We start from the raw sequence: 19,284 nt of genomic DNA, 5'->3' as shown, positions 1-19,284 counted from the left end.
GACTTCCGTGCCAGCCGCAATCTCATGCCTGACCAGCAAAAACCGCACCTGGGGTTCGGAAAGAGAACGACCTCTGAGGCGGTTGATGCATCGTTCGACGGTGTTGCGCTGTTTGTAGGCATCGCGGTCGAAGCCGGGCGGGCGGCCACCTTGGCGGCCTCGTCGTAGCCGGTGGCCCATCTGGTCGGAGGGCTGCGGGATGACCGCGCGAATTCCCCGGCGACGCAGGTGACTGCGGATGGCGCGGGACGAGTAGGCCCGGTCGGCCAGCACGGCGAAGGGTCGGGTTCGCGGCCTGCCCGGACCGCTTCGAGGCACGCGGATGCGGGACATCACCGTCTCGAAGGCGGGGGCGTCACCTGCCTGGCCCGCGGTGACGGTGAAGGCCAGAGGTCGTGCGCGGCCGTCGGCGGCCAGGTGGACCTCGCCCCTTTTTACGTGCTCCGGCGGCGTGCTGGTGGGCCCGGACCACCGTGGACTCCACTGATACGGTCCAGTCGATGTCGTCGTCGGCGTCCGCTGCTGCCAGGACGGCGGCGAGAATCTTCTCCCAGGTGCCGTCGACGGCCCACCTGATCAGCCGCTTGTGGGCGGTTTGGAACGAGCCGAGCTCGTCGGGCAGGTCCCGCCAGGGCGAGTTGGTGCGGTACTTCCACGCGATGGCCTCAAGGGTGCGGCGGTGGTCGGCCCATCGCCGCCCGCGGACCGGATCCGCCGGCATCAGCGGCTCGATCCGGCCCCACATCGCATCAGTGATCACTAATCGGACAGGCACATCCGATCAACTGATCAACCCATCAAAGAGACACGCGCTAGGACCCTGGATCCGCCTCCTGGTTGAGCCCGCAACCAAGTTAGGGAAGAGAGGTAGCCGTTCTGCTTTCAAGAATCCTGGCCAGCCGGAACCCACCCTTTGACGAGTGGCAACCGCAACGACGTCCCCAAGATACCTCGATCGTTGTCGCCGACTCCGTCCGTCCACCCTCAGCCCCGCTCGTTCGCTGACGGGCCGAGTCGATTCTGGGCAGCACTGGCCTGACATGACTCTAGACAGGGTGGGGGCAGACATACGCCCAGTTGGAACTCAGCGGGCCCTGCCTAAAGTGGACAAGCACCGGACGCTCAGGGCAGGCAGTATCGATCCCGTCGTCTCCGTCGCGCAGGCGCGCCTCAATGGCGAGTCCGTTGACCTTGTGCCCCTCACCCTCAATCAGCTCCTTCAGGAATTTCTCAGGAGCTGAACGAAACGCAGCCTTTTCCTCCGCACTTAGGTCGACATCGAACACCTCGACCTCTTGGACATACTCCTGTTGGGTCGCCAGAATGATCTGGGCCATGAGGACCACCTCCCACTCTTCCATCCTGCGCTGGCACCCACTTTTCGCAACCGCGACCGCGACCCAGGAGTTGTCGTCAAAGTGTCACGCCCACATCAGGAGCGACGCGAGGGTGACGGCTGCTTGGTAGGACTGGGCGGTCTTGTCGTATCTGGTGGCGATGCCACGCCACTGCTTCAAGCGGTTGAAGCACCGTTCCACGACGTTGCGGCGCTTGTAGACCTCGCGGTCGAAGGCCGGCGGGCGGCCGCCAAGGCTGCCGCGCCGGGCACGGTTGGCGATCTGGTCGGCCCGCTCGGGAATGGTGTGGGCGACGCCGCGCCGCCGCAGCCAAGTGCGGATGGCCCTGGCAGGCATGCCTGCGGCGCTTCGACGTCGAGCACACCTTCCGCCTGTTCAAGCAGACCCTCGGCTGGACCTGCCCGAAGATCCGCACACCCCAGGCGGCGGACCGGTGGACCTGGCTGATCCTGGCCGCCTACACCCAGCTTCGTCTCGCCCGGCCGCTGGCGGCCGACCTGCGCCGGCCCTGGGAGAAACCCGCGGTGCCCGACCGCCTCACCCCCGCTCGAGTCCGCCGCGACTTCCGGCACATCCGCCCGAGCGCCACCTGCCCGGCCGGTGCACCGAAGCCCACCCGCCCCGGCCCCGGAAGACCCCCGGCCGGAAGAACACCCGGCCCACACACCGCCACGACGGGCACACAGTCCGCAAAAAACCTAGCGTCGGGCGGCGGGGCGCGGGGCGCCGGCCTTCGCCGGGGCTGCGGCAGGAGCGCTCTGGGGCTGCCTGCCGCGCGATGCCCGGATGGCGGGCGGGGAGTCGAGGGAGGACCAGGCCGCCGGGTGGTCGTTGAAGGCGGTGCGCGGGTCGGTGGACCAGCTCACGATCGGGCCGATGTCCTCGTGCAGGAGGCTGATCACCTCGACGCCCTCCTTGTGTAGGACGTACCCCCACTGCATGTCCTGCTCGTCGGCGGTCGTGTCGGTGACCGACATGCGTACCGGGGGTGAGCCGTCCGGGGTGATCAGGTGGTCGAGGGTTCGGCTGGGCCAGTGCTCGCCGCCCGTCAGCGCGCTCACGAGTGCGGGCGGGGCGTCGTCGAGGAGATCGGTGCCGAGTTCGTCCCAGCCGACGGCGACGTCGTCGATGAGGTGCCGGGACATGGCCTCGATGTTGCGTCCGAACTTGTACTGGTAGGCGGCCAGGAGCAAGGGGAGGTGGTGGCTGGGTACGCCGTCGAGCTGGACGTGGATGCCCGTGTATCCCGTACTGCGGGTGGGGCGGGCGATGAAGGAGCGTGTGGACAGGTGTTCTCCGGAGCGAGCGGGGTGCGGGGGAGGTTCGGCGGCCGTCAGCGCGTGGGTGCGTCTACGCGCGGTCGGACCAGGACGGGACCGGAGGGCCGGAGGCGTCGGTACGCGCGCAGGTGTAGCCGATCAGGCGGGAGGGCTCGGCCTTCGCGGGGACGGTGGCGGCGTCGTTGCACACGAACGTGTAGCGGATGGAGGTGCGGGGCACGTCATGGAGCCAGGCCCGGTCGTCCTTGCCGGGGTTGATCTGCAGGCCGGAGTGCGCGACGGCGTCGGTCTGGGTGTGCGTGTGGGAGAAGAGGATCAGCGCGCCGCCATCGGTGGTCTTGAGGGCGTAGGCGTCCGTGTAGCGGTTGGCGGCGCCGGCGAAGACGGTGGTGCCCTGGGCCCCGAAGCGGGTGCCGGTCTTGTCGTGGACTTCGATCTGCCGCTTGCTCGCCTTGGTCGGTGTGAAGACCTTCGTCCCCGTGTTCGTGCCTCCGGTGGCGAAGTTGTCGAGGACCGCGGTGCGTAGCAGCTTGGCGTCGGCAGCGAGGTGCTTGTTGCCGTCGGCAGTGACGGCCGTTGCGTATCCGTCGTGGTCGAGGGCGATGTCCGCCAGGTCCGGGCTGTCGAGGTCGACGACGGAGACCATCTCCCAGCGCTTGTGCTGGGGGCGTTCGGCGAACACGGCCAACCGCGAGGGGGCCTTGCCCTTCTGGTCCGAGAGCGCGGCGGCGAACCAGCGGTTCTGTCCGGCTCCTAGGCGCGGGATGTACAGCTTGGCGTCCGCGGAGTCGTAGGACCACGGCTTGTACGGCTTGCGGTCTGCCGCGGGGAGCCCTTCGGTCTCGGTGTAGTCCGAGATGGACATCGCGTACAGCGGGCCGTCCTCGACCGTGTCGAGCAGTCGACGGTCGCGGTCGGTGTTGGCCTCGTTGTTGATCTTCGAATAGCGGGTGATGACGTCGCGGGCCTGGGCGGCGCTGAGAGCGGGCACGGGCTTCGGGGCGGTGCTGGCGCGGGGCGTCTGCCGGGCATGGGCGGGGCCGTCTTCGCCGGCGCAGCCGGTGAGGGCCAGGGCGAGGCAGGCGGCGCCGACGAACATCGGCAGGGTACGGCGAGCGGTGCGGATAGGGGGCTCCAAGGGTCTGCTGGGCGGATGGGGATGAGCGGGCACGACTGGTCGTGGGTGCTGTCTTCGGCGATGCCGGCGGAAGGCCGCGCTGGTCGTGGGCGCCGAGTGGCGGAGGTTCACACTGATGCCCTTGGCCGTGAGCTGCTGGACCACGCCGTGGACGCGAAGTGCGCGACCTCTGTCCCCGTAGGCGGTGGGAAGGGGAGGGCGGCGGCGGTGCGGCGTCAGCGCGTGTGCCGCGGCGGAGCTGACGGGAGGGCTCGCGGCGGAAGGGACGGTGCACGAGCCGGGGTGGAGGGCAGCCGCGGTGCGGGTGCGAGCGGGGTGAGGGCCCGCATCCGGTCCTCGGCCACGTGCAGGACCTCTCCGAGGCTGCGGATCTCGGCAGCGGCGTCGGCGAGGTCGTAGGACAGGTCGAAGCCGTCGTCCTCCTTGGCTTCCTTGGCTTTCTCGCCGGCTGCTTCGAAGAACTCGCCGAGCTGTGCCAGCAGGCCGTCGGTGGGTTCAAGGATCTGATGCAAAAGGGCAGCGCCATCCGCGTGCGACTCGGCTGCGTTGAGCCGGTCGGTCAGATCGCGCAGCGCGTCGCCGTAGACGTAGGTGGGGCCGCGGTCTGGTGCGCCGGGGGTGTCCCGGGACGGGGGCGTCGGTTGGGCCGGGTGCACGTGGGGGCTTTCGTGGGGCAGAACGAGGTGCGGTAGCAGTCCGAGCTGGGCGAGGCGGAGGTCGATCGCCTCAATCAGGGGTTGGGCGCTGCCGCCGTGGCGGGCTTCGGGCCGTCGGCGAGCGTCGGGGTCGTCGGAGGGGGCAGAGTCGTAGAGGACCTCGAACAGCGTCTGGTCGTCGGGGTGCTCGCGGGTCGCGATCCAGCCCTCGGGGTCTCCGGGCGGGCGGTCGGAGGACGGTTCCTGCGGCGGACTGATGATCAGGTAGCTGTCGTCGGGGAGCGAGACGCGCACGATGTAGGCGCTGAGGCCGAACTCGATGTCACATGGAAGTCCGCGCGCTCGCAGCGGCGTGGTGATGTGCGCATGGCGGCGCCACAGTTCCTGCCACCACGGCATGTTCACGTCGCGGTAGTCGGGAAGCGGCGCGATCGGAGCCGCGCGGGCGTCCGTAGCGTTCGCCTCGTCAGCGGCCACGGATTCTCCTGCGGGACGCCGGTCGGTGTGACGGAGGCGTTCGGCGAGCGAGGTCGGCTTCTGGCTTCGGAACCGGACTGGAGTCGAGTTCGTACTCGTCGTAGGCGGTGATCAGGTCGTGTTCCAGCTGGGCTTCACGTCCGGCGACCTGCGCCATGAGGTCGCCGTGCTCGGCCTGGCACTGCTGGTATTCGGCCCAGTCGGCGTCGCTGAAATGAGCGGGGCGGTTCAGAGCATTCCTTGGGATGTGGGTGGATCGGGCTTCAGGGCAGGCGCGGTCAGCGGTGGCGATCGCCCGGCCTGGGTGGCCGAGGTGCCGGCGGGACTTCCTGACGGGTGAGCGTCGCGAGGAAGCGTTGGAAGCCGAGGTGGTCGTCGAGTTCCTTGGCCGCGTCACGAAGGGATTCCGAGGTGCGCCGCAGGAAGGCGCGGGCTGAGGCGTGGTCGATGACCATGCGATTCGCGAGGTAGTGCCGGTCGGTCGGGTTGGCAGACCGGGGCAGGGCCAGGGCACACTCCGCAGACTCGGTGAAGTGCGGGGCTGCGTGGCTCGACATGGTCGCCGCCGTGCCGAGATGCTTCAAAACGGTGCCGCCGGCGCGGGTGGTGTGGTGTGGGCTCCGGGCGAAGTCAGCAGTGAGCCGGAGGACATCGCGGGAGAGGTCCTGTGCGTCGGTGGCGTGCTGGAGCAGCGCGGTGTAGGAAGGCGTGGCCGGTACGTGTCCGTTCTCGTCCAGCAGCTCCCACTGCTTGGCAGCGTTGAGCAGTTCGTCCTTCATCGCATTGAGCGCGCCGATAAGCTGGAGCACCTCGTCGTTCGGTATCAAGTCGCGTTGGAAGTCGGGCTTCACGGGCCTCTTGGTCCTCAGTGCATACGGGCGTCGGTGTCGAAGAGCGCCAGTTCGTGGCTGTGCAGGAGGTGCTGAACAATGAAGCTCCGACCTGCGACTTTCCACAGGCCACGCCCTCGGTTGAGGTGCGCGATGGCGTCCATCTCGACGGAGGTCAGGCCGAGCAGGGAGACCGCGGCGTGGAGCTGGTCGGTCTCCTGGCGGTAGATGATCCGGGTGCTGCAGTCGGCGAGGAGGCCCTCGGCCAGGGCGCGGCCCTGTGATCCGGCGTCGCCGGCGGTGAGCAGGTCGGACAGCCGGTGGATCACCATGAGGTTGGCGATGCCGAGGCCGCGGCTGAGTTTCCACTGGGCCTGCATGCGCTGGAGCAGGCCGACGTGCCGCATCAGGCGCCATGCCTCGTCGTACACGATCCAGCGCCGGCCGCCGCTGGGATCGGAGAGGGCGGATTCCATCCAGGCGCTCGCGCAGGTCATCGCCAGGACGAGGGCGGTGTCGTCCCCGGAGCCGCCGAGGCGGGACAGGTCGATGGTGAGCATCGGCGCGTTCGGATCGAAGGCGACGGTGGAGGGTGCGTCGAACATGCCGGCCAGGTCGCCGTGGACCAGGCGCCGCATGGCGTGGGCCAGGTCGCGGGCGGCGTCGCCGAGTTGGCCCGACATCATCCCGGCGGCCTCGTCGAGCTTGTGGGGGTTGTTGAGGGCGGCGGCGACGTCGCCGAGGAGCGGGGTGCGGTGCGTGTCGGCGGCGCGGGTGACGACGGCGTCGAGGGCGACGTCCAGGGCGGTGTGCTCCATGGGCATCAGGTCCCGGCCCAGGATGGTGCGGGCGAGGGAGCCGAGCAGGAGCAGGCGCCGCTTGCGGATTTCGCCGACCCAGTCGGCCTCGGCCACGCTCTCCGGGCGCGGGGCCGCGTCCAGAGGGTTCAGGCGTCCGGGCAGTCCGGGCCCGAGGGCGACGGACCGGCCGCCGAGGGCTTCGGCCACCGGAGTCCACTCGCCCTTCGGGTCGCACGGGACGTAGACGCGGTATCCGAAGGCGACCGACCGCAGCGCGAAGGACTTGGCGAGGGCGCTCTTGCCCTGGCCGATCACGCCGGCGAGCAACAGGTTGGGGTTGGTGAATCCCTCGACTTTGCCGTACAGAGCGAACGGGTCGAAGACGAATGATGCTTCGGCGTGGACGTCGCGGCCGATGTAGATGCCCTCGGCGCCGAGTCCGCCTTCAGCGAGGAAGGGATAGGCGCCAGCCGCGACCGCGGTGGTCATGCGGTGGGCGGGCAGCTTCAGCCGGTTCCCGCGAGAGGAGGCGGGCCCGGGGCGTCCGCTCGGTGGGTAGAGCGGGGCGGGCAGCTGGTGCTCGGCGGGCGTGCTTTCGCTCTGGTGGGCGCTGGCTTCGGCGCGGGCTTTGGCGGTGGCCTCGGCGAGCTGGCGGCGGGCGGCCTTGCGGCTGGCGCGGTCGGTGCCGTGGGGGGTGAACAGCGGGCTGGCGGACGCGCGGCGGGCGCGACGGGCGGGCCGGTGGCTCATCGGGGGCCCTCGATTCTGCGGGTGGTGCTCATCGCACGCAGGCCGTGGTGTGCGGGCGGAGGTCGGTGGGGGTGGTTTTGCGGCGGACTACGTGTCCGGCGGTGAGGTGGCGTTGGCAGATCGTCAGCACGGGCGGGCCCTCGGGGAGCCGTTCTGGATGGCAGGCGCTTGTCTCGGCGTCGGCCTGGGGTGTGCCGGGCAGCAGGTGGAAGGCGGCGTGGACTTCGCTGGTGGCCTGCCAGAGCCTGGTGTGGGCGGTTGCCAGGTGACGTCCGGCGGCCGGGTGAGGGGGCCGGATGTTGTCGGCGAGCCGGTCCAGAAGCTGGAGCAGAGCGGTGAGGTGGGCGTGCAGCACGTCAAGGTGCAGACGATCTCCGGGCTTGGGCGGGTCCGCGTCCGACGGCGCTAGGGTCCGTGCGTGGTGGCGGATGCCGGCGCTCGCGGCGCGGAGGTAGGGGTGCGCGTCGTCGGGGCGCGTAGGAGAGGTCAAAGGTGGTGGTCCTTCCTGCCGGTAGGCAGGGCAGTGAGGGGCGCCCCGTCGCGGGTGATCCGGAGTGCGGTGGGTCGGGTTGCGCACGGGCGCCGTTGGTTCACAGGGCGGTGCGGGCGAGCGGGAGCGCGGTGAGGGCGAAGGCGTCGGGCTGCTGGTAGTTGAGCCGTCGGAGGTCGACGCCGGAGGTGACGGCGTGGGTCTCGATCTGTGCGCAGGCGGCGTCCAGGAGGGCGTCGGTCTCGGCGGTGACGGTGACCAGGCCGGTCAGTGCGACGTCCGCGTGTCCGGCGATGAGCTGGCGTTCGCGGGTTTTGACGTCGGCGTACTCGACGGAGTCCTCTTCGGAGTCGACCTGTCCGCGGCGTGCGCGCTCGTTGGCGTCGGCAATGATCGCGGCCTTCTTGCGCTGGACGTCCCGCAGTGCGGACTCGAGTCCCTGCGGCACGTATATAAGGGAGAGGCTGCGGCGCACGCCGGCCGTGAACATCAGCCCGTGCAGGAACCCGGCCCCCATCTCGGTCCTCGGCCAGTTCTCCACCCAGTACGTCGCGTGTCGTGCGCTGTCGGTGGCGAGGCGGTCGTACTCCTCGAACTGCACGACGGGACCGGCGGCTGCGGGGTCGGCTTCGGCGCGGCCGGTCTCGGACCACTGCTGGAGCGCGGCGAGGGCCTTCGGGTCGTAGGCGGTGCGAATGACGGCGGCGATTTCCCGCGCGCTCAGCCAGCCGGTGACTTGGAGCCCTGCGGTGCGGGCGGCCTGCGCGATGGACGCGGTGGTCTGCTTCATGACGGTGAACGCCCCGGGCAGCCCTCCGCCGGCCTGGTTGATCAGGCGCCGGGCGGCCTTGAGGTCGAGGGAGATGGCGAGGTAGGTCTCGTGCGGGGCGGCGGCAGGGCCGGCAGAGGAGACCAGCTCGGAGTAGATCTGTCCGGCGACGGGGGTCTGGGGCTGCCCGTTGTGGGTCCAGTGGCGGGTGAGGGTGTCGCCCGAGTCGGGGACGGTGCGTTCCAGCACCTGCACGGTGGCGACGTGCCCGGTGCGGGCGATGCCCGCGAGCGCGCGTCCCCAACTGCTCACGTTGTGGTTCTGGGTGGCAGGGTCGAGGAGGGCGAAGGCGCGGCTGGTGACGCGGGCGATGGCGGTCAGGGTCTGCTGGTGCGGGTCGTGGACGGCTGCGGCGCCGTTGGCGGAGTCGCCGGGGGTGACCACCTTGAGGGAAGCGGCGGTGCCCGGCAGATGGAGGACGCCGTCCTGCCGGGGACGGGTGACGGGCCGAGCGAGCCAGAGGGTCTGGCCGGTGCGGCGACGGTGCGCATACCGGGTGACGATCGGCGCCCAGTCGATCAGGGAGCGGCCATGCCGGCGGATCGCGACGAGTGCCCCGGATGCCGCCCATAGCGGTGCCAGGGCGACGGCGCCGAGCAGCCCGGTGGAGATCACCGTCATCAGCAGCAGGGCCAGCATGCAGGAGACGAGTACGAGTTGGGGCAGGGAGAGGCCGAGGAGGATGCCGCGGCGGCTCCGGTGCGGGAACTTCACCGTGACCGGGGCGACGGAGAGATCAGTCAAGGGGCGGGTCCTGGAGGCGCGGGTGGAACCCGGGGGCGGGAGGGCGCGTGCACATCCCGCCCCCGGGGATCGGTCAGGGAATCAGAGGCCGGTCGGAGGCGGCGGGGGTCCGCTCGCCCCGCTCGACGGGGCATTCTGCGTGCCGGAGGACGGGGGTGCGCCCTGCGGCGGCGGTGTCGTCGTCGGCGGAGTGGACTGCCATCCGCCGCTCTGCCCAGACGCGGCACTCGCACCGGATCCGCCAGGCCCCGGGCTGCCGCCCACCTGGCCGCTGGTGTCGTCGGACACGCCCGTCGGCGCGGGCTGGACGGCCTTCTCCAAGCCGGACTTGACCGCGTCGCCGCCGGGCGAGGCACCCGTTCCGCCGCTCTGCGATCCCTCCTTGCCCTCGCCGCCTCCGCCGGTCGGGTCGGCGGCGATGTCGCCAGGGAAACCGCCTCCGGCAGCAGCCTCACTGCCCAGCGCTGCGGCGCCTGCTCCGGCGGCAGCGCCACCGGTTCCGGCGGTGGCCGCAGCGGCGGCGGTCTTACGGGCGGCCTTCTCGGCGTGAGCCTTGGCCATCTGGGCCCCAGCGCCACCGGCCCGGTGGATGGACTCGCCGTCGGTGCCTTCGGCTGCCCAGTGCACGAACTTGAAGACGGCGTACGGGCACAGCAACACCAGAATCATGATCACGATGCCGGACATCACGTCGGCCAGAGCGGCGATACCATCGCCGGCCTCGGTCTTGCCCATGGCGGCGATACCGAGCACGAAGATCACGGTCATCAGCAGCTTGGAGACGACGAGCGTGGCGGTGGCTTCGATCCAGCCCCGGCGCCAGCGGCGCGCGACCTCCCAGCCACCGCCGGCGGACGCGAAGACGGCCAGGGTGACCATGACGAGGATGCCGACCTTGCGGACCATCATCACGCACCAGTAGAGGAACGCGCCGATGGCGGCGCCGAGACCGGCGACTGCCGCCACGAGCCAGCCCAGTGCGGACAGACCCGGAATCTGGCCGACCTTCACGATGCGGCGCACAGCCGACTCGATGTTCAGGTTCGCTGTCTTGAACAGGCCGGCGGACAGGGCGTCGACCACTTCGACGGCGACCGTGGTCAGGGCGATGGCGCAGAAGGCGAACAGGACGCCCGACATGGTGCCGGTGAACGCTTGTGTCAGAGCTTGTCCGTCGCGCCTGACGGCGGCTCGGACCAGCTGCGCGCAGAACGTCGCGACCAGCAGAACCAGGCCAAGCGGCAGCAACATCTCGTAGTTGTCCCGGAACCACCCGGCGTTCAGATCGACCTTGGTGGTGGTGTTGACTGCCACGGCCGCCAGCTCGGCTGCGGCGGCTGCCAGTTCACCGGCGGACTTCGCCATCCAGTCGCCCATGGCCTTGGCGGGGTCCGAGGCGAAGTCGACCGCGTCACCGACGGCGCACAGCTTGTCTGCCAGGGGGAAATCACAGAAACCCACGGGGAGTTACTCCTCCATTCTTATGTCAGGCGCGGGTCACTGCGTGACGCTCGGTGCGATGGCGGCCAGGGTGCAGTCGTGGTTCGGGCGGCACTGGACGGCGAGTGTCACGGCCCGTTCCTCGGCCCCTCCGCCACCCTTCTTCCAGCTGAGCGTCTGCTTGCCGTTGACGGTGACGACGTAGATGTACGCCTCGGTGATCGCGGACGGGTCGTCGGCCAGGGCCGCCTTGAAGGCGGACGGGTAGTGGCCCTCGGTGACGCTGGCGGTCGCGCGCTGGTCCTGGTCGGCCATCCGCGACCACAGCACTGGATCGGGAACCTGGCCGGAGACAGAGGCCCAGTCGGCGTACTTGGGCTCCGTGGTCATCCAGGCGCGCATGCCGGCGAGCTGCTGGTCGCGGCTGGTGTCGCGGGTGTCGTACGACCACAGCATCCGGGCCGCCGCCTTGGCGTAGGTGACCGGTTCGGCGATCTGCGGGGGCTTGGGAACTGACCCGGATCCGGAGGACGGCTTCGGGGCGGCCTCGGTGGGGACCGGGCTGTCAGCCGGGGCAGGCCGGGCAGCGTCCGGGGCCGGGTGGCTGTTCCCACCGCCGATCAGCAGCGCGACGATCCCGGCGATGGCGAGCAGGACGGCGACTACGCAGGTGACGATCGCGATGCGCCGGTTGGCTGACCAGCCCGCGCCGTACGAGGACAGCGAAAAGGAGGGGAATCGTTTCCGCATCAATGGACCTGCGACCCCAGGCCGGAGAAGAAGGCCACGATTCCGTTCGCGGCACCCAACCCGAGGGCAGCGCCGGCGGCCACGACCGCGCCCTTCTTACCGTTGGCTTCGGCCTGATGACCACCGGTGTGGTGACCCCAGGCCCATACGCCGAGCGAGACGGCGAGGGCACCGACGACGGCGATGATCCCGAACATGTTGATCGAGTTGACGACGTTCTTCAGCACACTCAGCCCGGGCAGTCCGCCGCCTTTGGGTGAGATTCCTGGGTCGTAGGCAAGCTGGATGACGCGGTCTGCGAGAGGGACGGACATAGGTGTGGCAGGGCTCCTTGCATACGCGGGCCAGGCGAGGGCCGGCGGGAAAGGGAGAAAGCGGAGGGGGAGGTGCGCTCGGAGCGCGGAAGTGGCCGCGGCGGCGCCCCGCCCGGACCGGCGTCAGGCAGAGGCGGGGAGAGGCCACTCCTCGGGCCGGGGCGCGGCTTCGAAGCCGCATTTTCGGCTCGGAGCCAGGGAGGGCTGCCGGGGCGTTCTACTTCGGGATCGACGGCTTCGGCGCCGGGTTCGACTCGTACGGGTTGGCGCAGTCGTAGATCATGTATCCGCGGATCTTCTTGCCGTCGGACTTCCGGGTCACCGCGCCGCGGGTGTACCAGGTCTTCTCTGCGCGCTTGTACGCGAACTGGTCATAGGCGACCTTGTCGTGCCGGTAGGCAATGCCCACGACGGCAGACTTCTTCGAAGGATCCTTGCGGACCTTGACTGCCTTGCACGAGATCGTCGTGTGGCCGGTGTCGGACGCCTGGGCTGTGGAGGCGCTGGCTAGGCCGCCGGCCGCAACTGCGAGGCCGATCGAGCTGGCCGCGAGGGCGCGCCGGACGCGGGAGTGGATTGTCACGTGGATGCTCCGGGGTGTTGGGGGATAGGAGGGGGCCGTCGGCTCGTCCTGCTGGGCGGCCGTCGGGCGAAGCGATCGAGAGAGATGGGGAATTGGCCACCGAGCCCAGCTATCGGGCAGACCACCGGCGAGGTCCTGGTGACGGCGGCTCGCGGGCCTGCGGGCTGACCGGGATCAGATGACGCGGCGGGCGGCGAGGATCGTCCAGTCCTTGATCGGGGTGATCCGGACCGGCTTGGTGGTGCGCGGCGCCTCAATCACGAGGCCCTCGCCCATGTACATGCCGACATGCTCGGGCCGTGCGGCGGTGCCCCGGCTGAAAATCAGGTCCCCGGGCTCAAGTTGGGAGAGCGAAACCGCCTTGCCCTCGTTGACCTGCGTGTACGTGGTGCGGGTGAGCGTGACGCCGACATGCGCATACGCCTGCTGCATCAGGCTGGAGCAGTCGCAGCGGCCCATGGGGTCAGTACCATGCGAGTTCGTACAGGAGCCGCCCCACTGGTAGAGCGTGCCGAGCTGCTGCATCGCCCACGTGATGGCCTTGCGCGCCTTCGGATCGGCGTCCTTGGGGATCGAGTAACCCTTCGGGACGCTCCCCTCGGGGATGCGGCCGAACCCGGAACCGTCCTGGCCCGGCGCGCAGCCGGTCGTGGCCGACTGCTTTTCCTGGTCCGTATCCTTGCCGTCCGCGTCACCGCCACCGGGGAAGGTCTTGGCGATGGCAGCCTGCAGCGCGGTGGACAGCTTCTCCCACTGCGCGTAGGCGTCCGGCAGGCCGGACTTCTGCACGGCTTGGGCGGCCTGTGTGACGGTCATCTGCTGCCACCCGCTCACCTTGAGCAAGCGCTTGTAGAACTGCTCGCTCGCGTAGGTGGGGTCGCGGATCTGCTCGGCGCTGCCCCAGCCCTGGGAAGGGCGCTGCTGGAAGAGGCCGAGGGAGTCGCGGTCGCCGTAGGCGAGGTTGCGCAGTCGGCTCTCCTGCATCGCCGTGGCGAGCGCGATGATCTGTCCCTTCTTGGGGACGTCGAGGGAGAGGCCGGCGGCCACGATCGTCTGGGCGTTGGGGACCTGCTCGGCGGGCAGGTCCAGGCCCTCGACGTGCACGTCCTTGCCGGAGGCGCCGTCGAGGATCTTGGTGACCTGTTCGGCGACCTTGTCGCTGTCGATGTCGCTCAGGCAGCTGCTGAAGGAGCCGCTGCTCTGCACGGCGTCGGCCGAGGAGGCCAGCATCATGCCGGTGCCGGCGATCAGGATCGGGGAGAGGAAGACGACGCCGATGCCGGCGGCGAGCCCCTTCAATCCGAGCGGACCGCTCGCCGGTCAGCGGTTTCGGGCATGGGTGGGTAGCGAGACGTCATGAACGTGTCCTTGGGGGTGCGGGGTCCGGCGTACCGCGTGCGCGAGGCGTCTCGGAAGGGCGCGGCAGCCGGGGTGGGCGATCGGGACGGGCCGGTGCGGGGCGAGTTGCCGCTCGCTCCGCGTGGCCGGACCGTGAGCTAGGTGTGCCGGGGCAAGGGGTACCTCCGTGAGGTGTGGCAAGGGAGTGGCCAGCGGCGGTGTGCGCCGGGCGGTTCAAAAACAGTAGGCGCGGATCGGCGGTTGACCAAAAAGTCGGCGTGAGGTGCCGGAAACCGATACCTCGACAGGGCACTTCTTGGGCGTCGGCGGTTTCGCCTCTAGAGTTTTTGGACTCCCCCTCGCCCTCCTCGGTCTGCGGCCCTGGGCTTCTGCATGCCCACTTCCGGCCCGCGAGGACTCCTGCGCGAGGGGGCTATTTCCCTCCGCGTTTCCGCAACCCGAATCGGGGTTCCTCTTTGCCTTTTTCCCTTCACCAGGGCGACGCTCTGGCCGTTCTCTCCGGCCTTCCGGACGGCTGCGTCGACTCCGTCATCACCGACCCGCCGTACAACAGCGGAGGGCGGACCGCGAAGGAGCGCACCACGCGCTCCGCGAAGCAGAAGTACACCTCGGCCGGCGCCAAGAACGAACTCGCCGACTTCACCGGCGAGAACATGGACCAGAGGTCCTACTCGTTCTGGCTGACGCAGATCATGACCGAGGCCCACCGCCTCACCAAGACCGGCGGGACGGCCCTGTTGTTCACCGACTGGCGCCAGCTCCCGACGACGACGGACGCGATCCAGGCGGCCGGATGGCTGTGGCGCGGTGTCCTGGCCTGGCACAAGCCGCAGGCCAGGCCCCAGAAGGGCCGGTTCACCCAGAACTGCGAGTTCATCGTCTGGGCCAGCAAGGGGCCGATCGACGGCTCCCGCAACCCCGTCTATCTGCCTGGCATGTACTCGGCTTCGCAGCCCTCTGGCGCGAAGCGCCAGCACATCACGCAGAAGCCGGTCGAGGTGATGCGCGAGCTGGTCAAGATCAGCCCCGAGGGCGGCACGGTCCTCGACTTCTGCGCCGGCTCCGGTTCCACGGGCGTGGCCGCCCTGTTGGAAGGCCGGGACTTCATCGGCGTGGAGAAGACCGAGCACTACGCGTCGATCGCGGCCGACCGGCTCACCGAGACGATCCGCGCAACCCTCACGCAGGACGACGTGGTTCTCACCGCCTGAGCCGCGTCCTTGCCCGTCGCCAAGGCGACCATCTCCCACCGCTGCCGTTGGCGAAATACCGCCGGAGGAACGTGCAATCGGTTGGCGACGCCGCGCGAGGGCGCCCCCGCACTTCCCTCATTCCGCGTCTCGTAGGAGGCCGAACTTCTCAATGCCCGAATCCGCAAAACCTGCAGACGATGGAGATTTGGAGCCGATTCGTATTCCGGATCCGCAGCTGGAGGGAATCGAGGCGAGCGTGCGGCGGCTCATGGAGCAGTCGGCGCAACAGGCTCAGCAGCTCGACCACCTCGCGTCCGCCCCGTCGCCGAGTGGATCACCGTTTGCCGCATTCGGCATGCCGGGACTCGGCAGCCCGCAGGCCGCCGCTCCACCGGAGCCCCGCCCGATCCTGGAACTGGACGGAGAGGAACGCGAGGACGAACTCGACGCCCTGTCCGACTGGGTCGACGACTTCTTCCTCCCGGTCTACGGGGCGGAGGTCACCACCGCGGCGCCCTGGTGCCTGCAGTGGCAGGAGCACGACGACGTCGTGGCCTGGCTCCATGCCTTGTGGCTCGCCTACCAGCAGCACAAGGACCCCGAAGCCGGGCTCTCCGGTCTGTTCGTGTGGCACCGGGACTTCCTCTCCCACGCCGTCGCGGCGATCCGCGCACCGGGCGGCCCGCTGTCGGCCTGCATGACCTCTCCCGACCGGCCCGCACACCGTCTCCTGCCCGGCCCGCCGCCGTCCGTACGGACGGAGACGGCGGCCACGGCGGAGGCCATTGACCAGGACGAGCCGGCGTCGTGACCGCGGGACAGGGACAGCCCGCCTTCGGACTGAGCTTCGATCCGCGCGCGCTGACCGATCTTCTCCAGGCCCCCAGCGACATACGCGACCTCACCCTTGCCTACCTGCAGGAAGTCGTGAACGCGCAGCGCTTCGGGCTGCGCCTCGACGGTGACCTGGAGGGCTGTCGAAAGCTGTTCGTGGACTCCCGCAAGGACTGGCGCGTCGTCTACGCCGTTCGCCCGGCGCCCGCGGAGTCTGCCCACCACAAGGAGATCCACGTCGTCGCGATCCGGCCGCGCGCGGGCAACGATGTCTACGACGAGGTCGGCCGCCGTCTGGGCATGACTCGCCGTCCGCTGAGCGCCCGCACCCACGCGGCACGCTCCCGTTCCCCGCAACTGGCCGCCCGCGCGCCCGTGCCCCGGCCCGGTCCGCCGCCCACTGCGCCACCGGGTCTGCCCCGTCCCGCACCGAACCCCGCGCACAATCCCACCCGCTGAACGCACGGAGCGTCGCCTATGCCCCTGACCCCGCGCCGGCACCCTCCCGGCGTGCGGTCTCCCCGCTCGACCATCGCCTCGAAGCCGCCACCGGGCACGACATCGACACCCTGTGGGCCTACCGCGACCGCGGCGTCCTCGACGAGCAGCACGCCCAACTGGTGGACCGGCACCGGAAGCTGGCCAAGACCCAGACTGGCGTCATCTTCCACCTGCGCCTCCTCAACCGCCTGTCCAGCGGCGAGTTCGACGTCGACGGCGCTCTGTTCACGCGTATCGACCGCACCGTGGAGCAGTTGCAAGAGGCTGCCGACGCGCGGGACGCCGCTGCCCGGGATGTGCTCGCCGCCCTGGAGCCCATCGAAGCCGCAGCAGCGTCCGTCGCGCCCGACGCACAGCAGCTCTCGACTGACGACCCGGCGGCGCTGCTCGCCATCGCCGGCGGCCCAAGCTCTACGAACACCTGCTGACCGGCCGGATGTCCGTCACAGCCGCCTCCGGCACCCGCATCCCCCACACCAAGCTACGGCGGCTGGAGGACGCCGGACTGGTCGTCCGGGACACCGGCCACCCCGTACGCGCAGGCCAGCCGGTCGCGCTCACCGACGCCGGAGAGCCGCGCTGTTCGTCGCCCGCCGGACCCCCACGACGCAGGCGCCGAAGGTCCCAGCTCGACCCGACACATCGCCGTCCACCCCGGCACAGCGGCGCTGAACTCCACCGAAAGGCCCCTTGTTGTCTCCCACCGAACCGGCGCCGGTCCGGAAGTCCATCCCTCAAGTCGACTTCGATCTGGACGACCTCGACGCCGACGAGGAGAGGTACCTCGACTTCTACCGCAAGGTCGGCGTCCACGAGGACATGCTCGTCCCCCTCGCCGAACATCACGACGGTCCGCACAGCTACTACGTCCTGTTCGACCGCACCGCGACCTGGGGACACCCCGGCATGCCCCAGGTGCTCGCCGTGCATCTGCAACGAGACCACGAGAAGCGGACGTTCAGCTTCGAGAAGGCCCCGCTGCCGCTGCCCGCGATGGCGCAGTCCTGGCTCATCCACCGCGGCTGCCCGCACGATGCCATCGGCCTCGACCCCGAGCTGGGCCCGCCGCCGGCTGACGAGGCCACGCGAGCACTGGAGCGACGCCTCGTCGGCGACGGCGACCAATACGCCATGGGCTACTCCTACACCAGCGACGACCCGGACGACATGGTCGTCGTCGTGGCACTGCGTGCCCTGGACGAATGCGCCCCGTCGCCGTTCCGCGTTGTGGTCGAAGAGGTCGACACCGACACGTGGACGCACACCCTGCGCGAGGGCGGCTTCGACACGGTCGACGGGGCCCTGCAGTGGTGTGACGACCGGCTCACCGGCGAGGCTGGCCCTCTCCCGCCGGTCCGCCCGGCAGCCGCAGCTCGTCGACCGGCCGCTGTGGCGAAGGCCCCGGCTCCGCGCCCGCCCGGCCGTTCGCGCTGAGCGCCGGGCCGTGGGGGCGGCGGAACATAGCCGACGATCGCCGGTTAGCCAAACCGGCGTTTCTCCGGACTCTTATACAGCCGCCGGGACAACTCCCGCGGCGCCCTTCCACACATTCCCCACGCCTTCACGGAGGCTTCTTCCGCATGCGCTCCACCCGAATTGCCATATCCGCGGCGATGCTCGGCGCACTCGCGTTGCCGGTGCTGTCTGCCACCACCAGCGCCGCGACCGTACCCACCGCAGCAACCGTCGCCCCCGCCGTCAGCTGCCACAACCTGCCGCCGCTCCCGTACGCGGTGCACGCCAAGGCCGTGACCATCCGGTCCAAGGCCAGCTCAAAGTCCGCGGCACTCGGCGTGCTCTACAAGAGCCACAAGTTCACCGTCTCCAAGAAGAGCGGCAACTGGGTCTACATCACAGACAAGACAACCGGCGTCAAGGGCTGGGTCTCCGGCACGTACGTCTACCGCGACGTCCGTATGTGCCTGGACTGACCGGGCTTCAGCACGTCCCGGCAAGCGGCTGATCCGCCGAGTACGGGGCCCCTCACATTCCTACGCATCGGCCTATCCAGAACAGGAGATCCCCTTGTCCGACGGCATATCCGAGGATTCTGCGGATGTCGTGGGCGTGCTCACCGAACGGATCGAAGCGCGCTTCGACATGGGCATGGACCAGTTGAAGGCCGCGGTCGCCGCCGCGCCGACCGCGAATCCCGATGCCACCGACATCGTCAAGTGGCACACCCTTCTCGTCGAGGCTCAGTCCGTGCTGGAGCGCGCGGAGGACGACCTCCTCGCTGCACTGCAGACCCAGCCCAGCGAGGTCGACGACCCGACGATGGGCCTCGCCCACCGGGTGAACGCGGCCGTCACCGCCCGCGACGGCCGTGCCCTGGTCGTGCGATGGCTCCTCGACCCGAACGCCCCGGGGAAGAAGGATCTTGCCGCAGAGCGCCTCGCCCGCCTTCGACCCCGCACCGGCCCGGCGGTGCAGACCAGCGCCCCCAACCGGCCCGCGGGTTCAACCGCACCGGCGACGGCTTGGCGGTCGGCAAGGGCCGCCCGATGAGCCGGGACAAGGCCAGCACCATGGACGCCGACCTGCAGAAGGTCTTCGGGAACCCGGTACCCGAGCTGTACGAGGCGGCTGCCCGCCACGATGCCTCGCCCGCGCTCGCCCGTGCCCTGGAGCTGCGGTCCTTCCTGGCGCTCACCGAGGAGCAGGTCGCCCGCGTCCGCGACCGCCTACACGCCGACATGGATCCGGACCGCGACATGGGCGAACTGTCGGCGGACAAGCTCCGCTTCGACGCGCAGTGGCTGGACGCGGCACTGAAGGCCCGCGACGGCTACCGCGCCGCCCTCGGCGAGCTGCTGCGCACCATGCCCCCGCCCGCCCAGCAGGCCCGGCCCGTACGAACGGCTCAGCTCAGGGCCACCGCAACCCTGCCCTCGTCTGCCGCCCCGGCACCCCAGCGTGCCGGGGCGGCCCGGGCCCGCCGACCGTGAAAGCCCCCGA

General features: G+C 70.0%; 21 protein-coding genes and 3 pseudogenes. 9 read left to right on the top strand and 15 right to left on the bottom strand.

What is annotated here, in order from left to right; genetic code table 11:
• Window positions 1-72: 72 nt before the first annotated feature.
• The 3 genes and pseudogenes from ACPXCS_RS33635 to ACPXCS_RS33625 form a co-directional block, all read right to left on the bottom strand.
• Window positions 73-775: pseudogene (locus tag ACPXCS_RS33635) on the bottom strand (IS5 family transposase); the annotation flags it as partial.
• A 271-nt stretch (window positions 776-1,046) separates the two neighbouring features.
• On the bottom strand, window positions 1,047-1,337 hold the full coding sequence (locus ACPXCS_RS33630; RefSeq protein ID WP_425950701.1) for a hypothetical protein: 291 nt from the start codon (window positions 1,335-1,337) through the stop codon (window positions 1,047-1,049).
• 84 nt (window positions 1,338-1,421) lie between these two features.
• Window positions 1,422-1,727 (bottom strand): annotated as a pseudogene (locus ACPXCS_RS33625) (transposase); the annotation flags it as partial.
• Here ACPXCS_RS33625 and ACPXCS_RS33620 point away from each other — a divergent pair.
• A pseudogene (locus ACPXCS_RS33620) lies at window positions 1,625-2,097 on the top strand (NF041680 family putative transposase); the annotation flags it as partial. The pseudogenes ACPXCS_RS33625 and ACPXCS_RS33620 sit on opposite strands and share 103 nt — an antisense overlap.
• On the opposite strand, the gene ACPXCS_RS33615 reads toward ACPXCS_RS33620, so the two are convergent.
• The 12 genes from ACPXCS_RS33615 to ACPXCS_RS33560 all read right to left on the bottom strand — a co-directional run bounded on the left by ACPXCS_RS33615 (window position 2,057) and on the right by ACPXCS_RS33560 (window position 13,738).
• Complete coding sequence (locus ACPXCS_RS33615; protein WP_425950833.1) at window positions 2,057-2,503, bottom strand: hypothetical protein; 447 nt, start codon at window positions 2,501-2,503, stop codon at window positions 2,057-2,059. The pseudogene ACPXCS_RS33620 and the gene ACPXCS_RS33615 sit on opposite strands and share 41 nt — an antisense overlap.
• Before the next feature lie 205 nt (window positions 2,504-2,708).
• Complete coding sequence (locus tag ACPXCS_RS33610) at window positions 2,709-3,737, bottom strand: hypothetical protein (RefSeq protein ID WP_425950702.1); 1,029 nt, start codon at window positions 3,735-3,737, stop codon at window positions 2,709-2,711.
• 254 nt (window positions 3,738-3,991) lie between these two features.
• A complete protein-coding gene (locus ACPXCS_RS33605) occupies window positions 3,992-4,909 on the bottom strand; it encodes a hypothetical protein (protein ID WP_425950703.1) in 918 nt (305 codons plus the stop codon).
• Window positions 4,910-5,187: 278 nt separating this feature from the next.
• Window positions 5,188-5,760 carry a hypothetical protein gene (locus tag ACPXCS_RS33600; protein ID WP_425950704.1) on the bottom strand — a complete coding sequence of 191 codons (573 nt, stop codon included), beginning with the start codon at window positions 5,758-5,760 and terminating at the stop codon, window positions 5,188-5,190.
• 14 nt (window positions 5,761-5,774) lie between these two features.
• Window positions 5,775-7,289: a VirB4 family type IV secretion system protein gene (locus tag ACPXCS_RS33595; RefSeq protein ID WP_425950705.1), complete on the bottom strand. Its 1,515-nt coding sequence runs from the start codon at window positions 7,287-7,289 to the stop codon at window positions 5,775-5,777.
• Window positions 7,290-7,317: 28 nt separating this feature from the next.
• A complete protein-coding gene (locus ACPXCS_RS33590; RefSeq protein WP_425950706.1) occupies window positions 7,318-7,779 on the bottom strand; it encodes a DUF6238 family protein in 462 nt (153 codons plus the stop codon).
• 100 nt (window positions 7,780-7,879) lie between these two features.
• Complete coding sequence (locus ACPXCS_RS33585) at window positions 7,880-9,352, bottom strand: SCO6880 family protein (protein WP_189722368.1); 1,473 nt, start codon at window positions 9,350-9,352, stop codon at window positions 7,880-7,882.
• Window positions 9,353-9,433: 81 nt separating this feature from the next.
• Window positions 9,434-10,813, bottom strand: coding sequence for an SCO6881 family protein (locus tag ACPXCS_RS33580; RefSeq protein ID WP_425950707.1), 1,380 nt, complete (start codon window positions 10,811-10,813; stop codon window positions 9,434-9,436).
• A 36-nt stretch (window positions 10,814-10,849) separates the two neighbouring features.
• Window positions 10,850-11,542 (bottom strand): hypothetical protein, encoded by a 693-nt coding sequence (locus tag ACPXCS_RS33575; protein WP_425950708.1) that lies wholly within the window; start codon window positions 11,540-11,542, stop codon window positions 10,850-10,852.
• Window positions 11,542-11,856: a DUF6112 family protein gene (locus ACPXCS_RS33570; RefSeq protein ID WP_011031268.1), complete on the bottom strand. Its 315-nt coding sequence runs from the start codon at window positions 11,854-11,856 to the stop codon at window positions 11,542-11,544. Before ACPXCS_RS33570 ends, ACPXCS_RS33575 begins: the two co-directional genes overlap by 1 nt.
• 217 nt (window positions 11,857-12,073) lie before the next feature.
• A complete protein-coding gene (locus ACPXCS_RS33565) occupies window positions 12,074-12,439 on the bottom strand; it encodes a hypothetical protein (RefSeq protein WP_425950709.1) in 366 nt (121 codons plus the stop codon).
• A gap of 174 nt (window positions 12,440-12,613) precedes the next feature.
• Window positions 12,614-13,738, bottom strand: a complete 1,125-nt coding sequence (locus tag ACPXCS_RS33560) for a C40 family peptidase (RefSeq protein WP_425950710.1) — start codon at window positions 13,736-13,738, stop codon at window positions 12,614-12,616.
• Window positions 13,739-14,253: 515 nt separating this feature from the next.
• Between ACPXCS_RS33560 and ACPXCS_RS33555 the strand changes: the two genes are divergently transcribed.
• The 8 genes from ACPXCS_RS33555 to ACPXCS_RS33520 all read left to right on the top strand — a co-directional run bounded on the left by ACPXCS_RS33555 (window position 14,254) and on the right by ACPXCS_RS33520 (window position 19,274).
• Window positions 14,254-15,009, top strand: coding sequence for a DNA-methyltransferase (locus tag ACPXCS_RS33555; RefSeq protein WP_425950711.1), 756 nt, complete (start codon window positions 14,254-14,256; stop codon window positions 15,007-15,009).
• Between the two features lie 250 nt (window positions 15,010-15,259).
• Window positions 15,260-15,802: a DUF4913 domain-containing protein gene (locus ACPXCS_RS33550; RefSeq protein WP_425950834.1), complete on the top strand. Its 543-nt coding sequence runs from the start codon at window positions 15,260-15,262 to the stop codon at window positions 15,800-15,802.
• Window positions 15,799-16,284, top strand: a complete 486-nt coding sequence (locus ACPXCS_RS33545) for a hypothetical protein (RefSeq protein ID WP_425950712.1) — start codon at window positions 15,799-15,801, stop codon at window positions 16,282-16,284. The genes ACPXCS_RS33550 and ACPXCS_RS33545 overlap by 4 nt, the downstream gene beginning before the upstream one ends.
• A gap of 161 nt (window positions 16,285-16,445) precedes the next feature.
• Entirely contained in the window at window positions 16,446-16,754 is a 309-nt protein-coding gene (locus ACPXCS_RS33540) for a hypothetical protein (protein ID WP_425950713.1), read from the top strand.
• Between the two features lie 262 nt (window positions 16,755-17,016).
• A complete protein-coding gene (locus ACPXCS_RS33535) occupies window positions 17,017-17,760 on the top strand; it encodes a hypothetical protein (RefSeq protein WP_425950714.1) in 744 nt (247 codons plus the stop codon).
• A 179-nt stretch (window positions 17,761-17,939) separates the two neighbouring features.
• Entirely contained in the window at window positions 17,940-18,257 is a 318-nt protein-coding gene (locus tag ACPXCS_RS33530) for an SH3 domain-containing protein (protein WP_425950715.1), read from the top strand.
• 94 nt (window positions 18,258-18,351) lie between these two features.
• Window positions 18,352-18,834, top strand: coding sequence for a hypothetical protein (locus ACPXCS_RS33525; protein ID WP_425950716.1), 483 nt, complete (start codon window positions 18,352-18,354; stop codon window positions 18,832-18,834).
• Window positions 18,831-19,274 (top strand): hypothetical protein, encoded by a 444-nt coding sequence (locus ACPXCS_RS33520; RefSeq protein WP_425950717.1) that lies wholly within the window; start codon window positions 18,831-18,833, stop codon window positions 19,272-19,274. The genes ACPXCS_RS33525 and ACPXCS_RS33520 overlap by 4 nt, the downstream gene beginning before the upstream one ends.
• Window positions 19,275-19,284 lie beyond the last annotated feature (10 nt).

Source organism: Streptomyces sp. DT190, from assembly GCF_049846985.1.
Lineage (GTDB): Bacteria > Actinomycetota > Actinomycetes > Streptomycetales > Streptomycetaceae > Streptomyces.
This window is presented reverse-complemented; position numbering and strand designations above follow the sequence as displayed.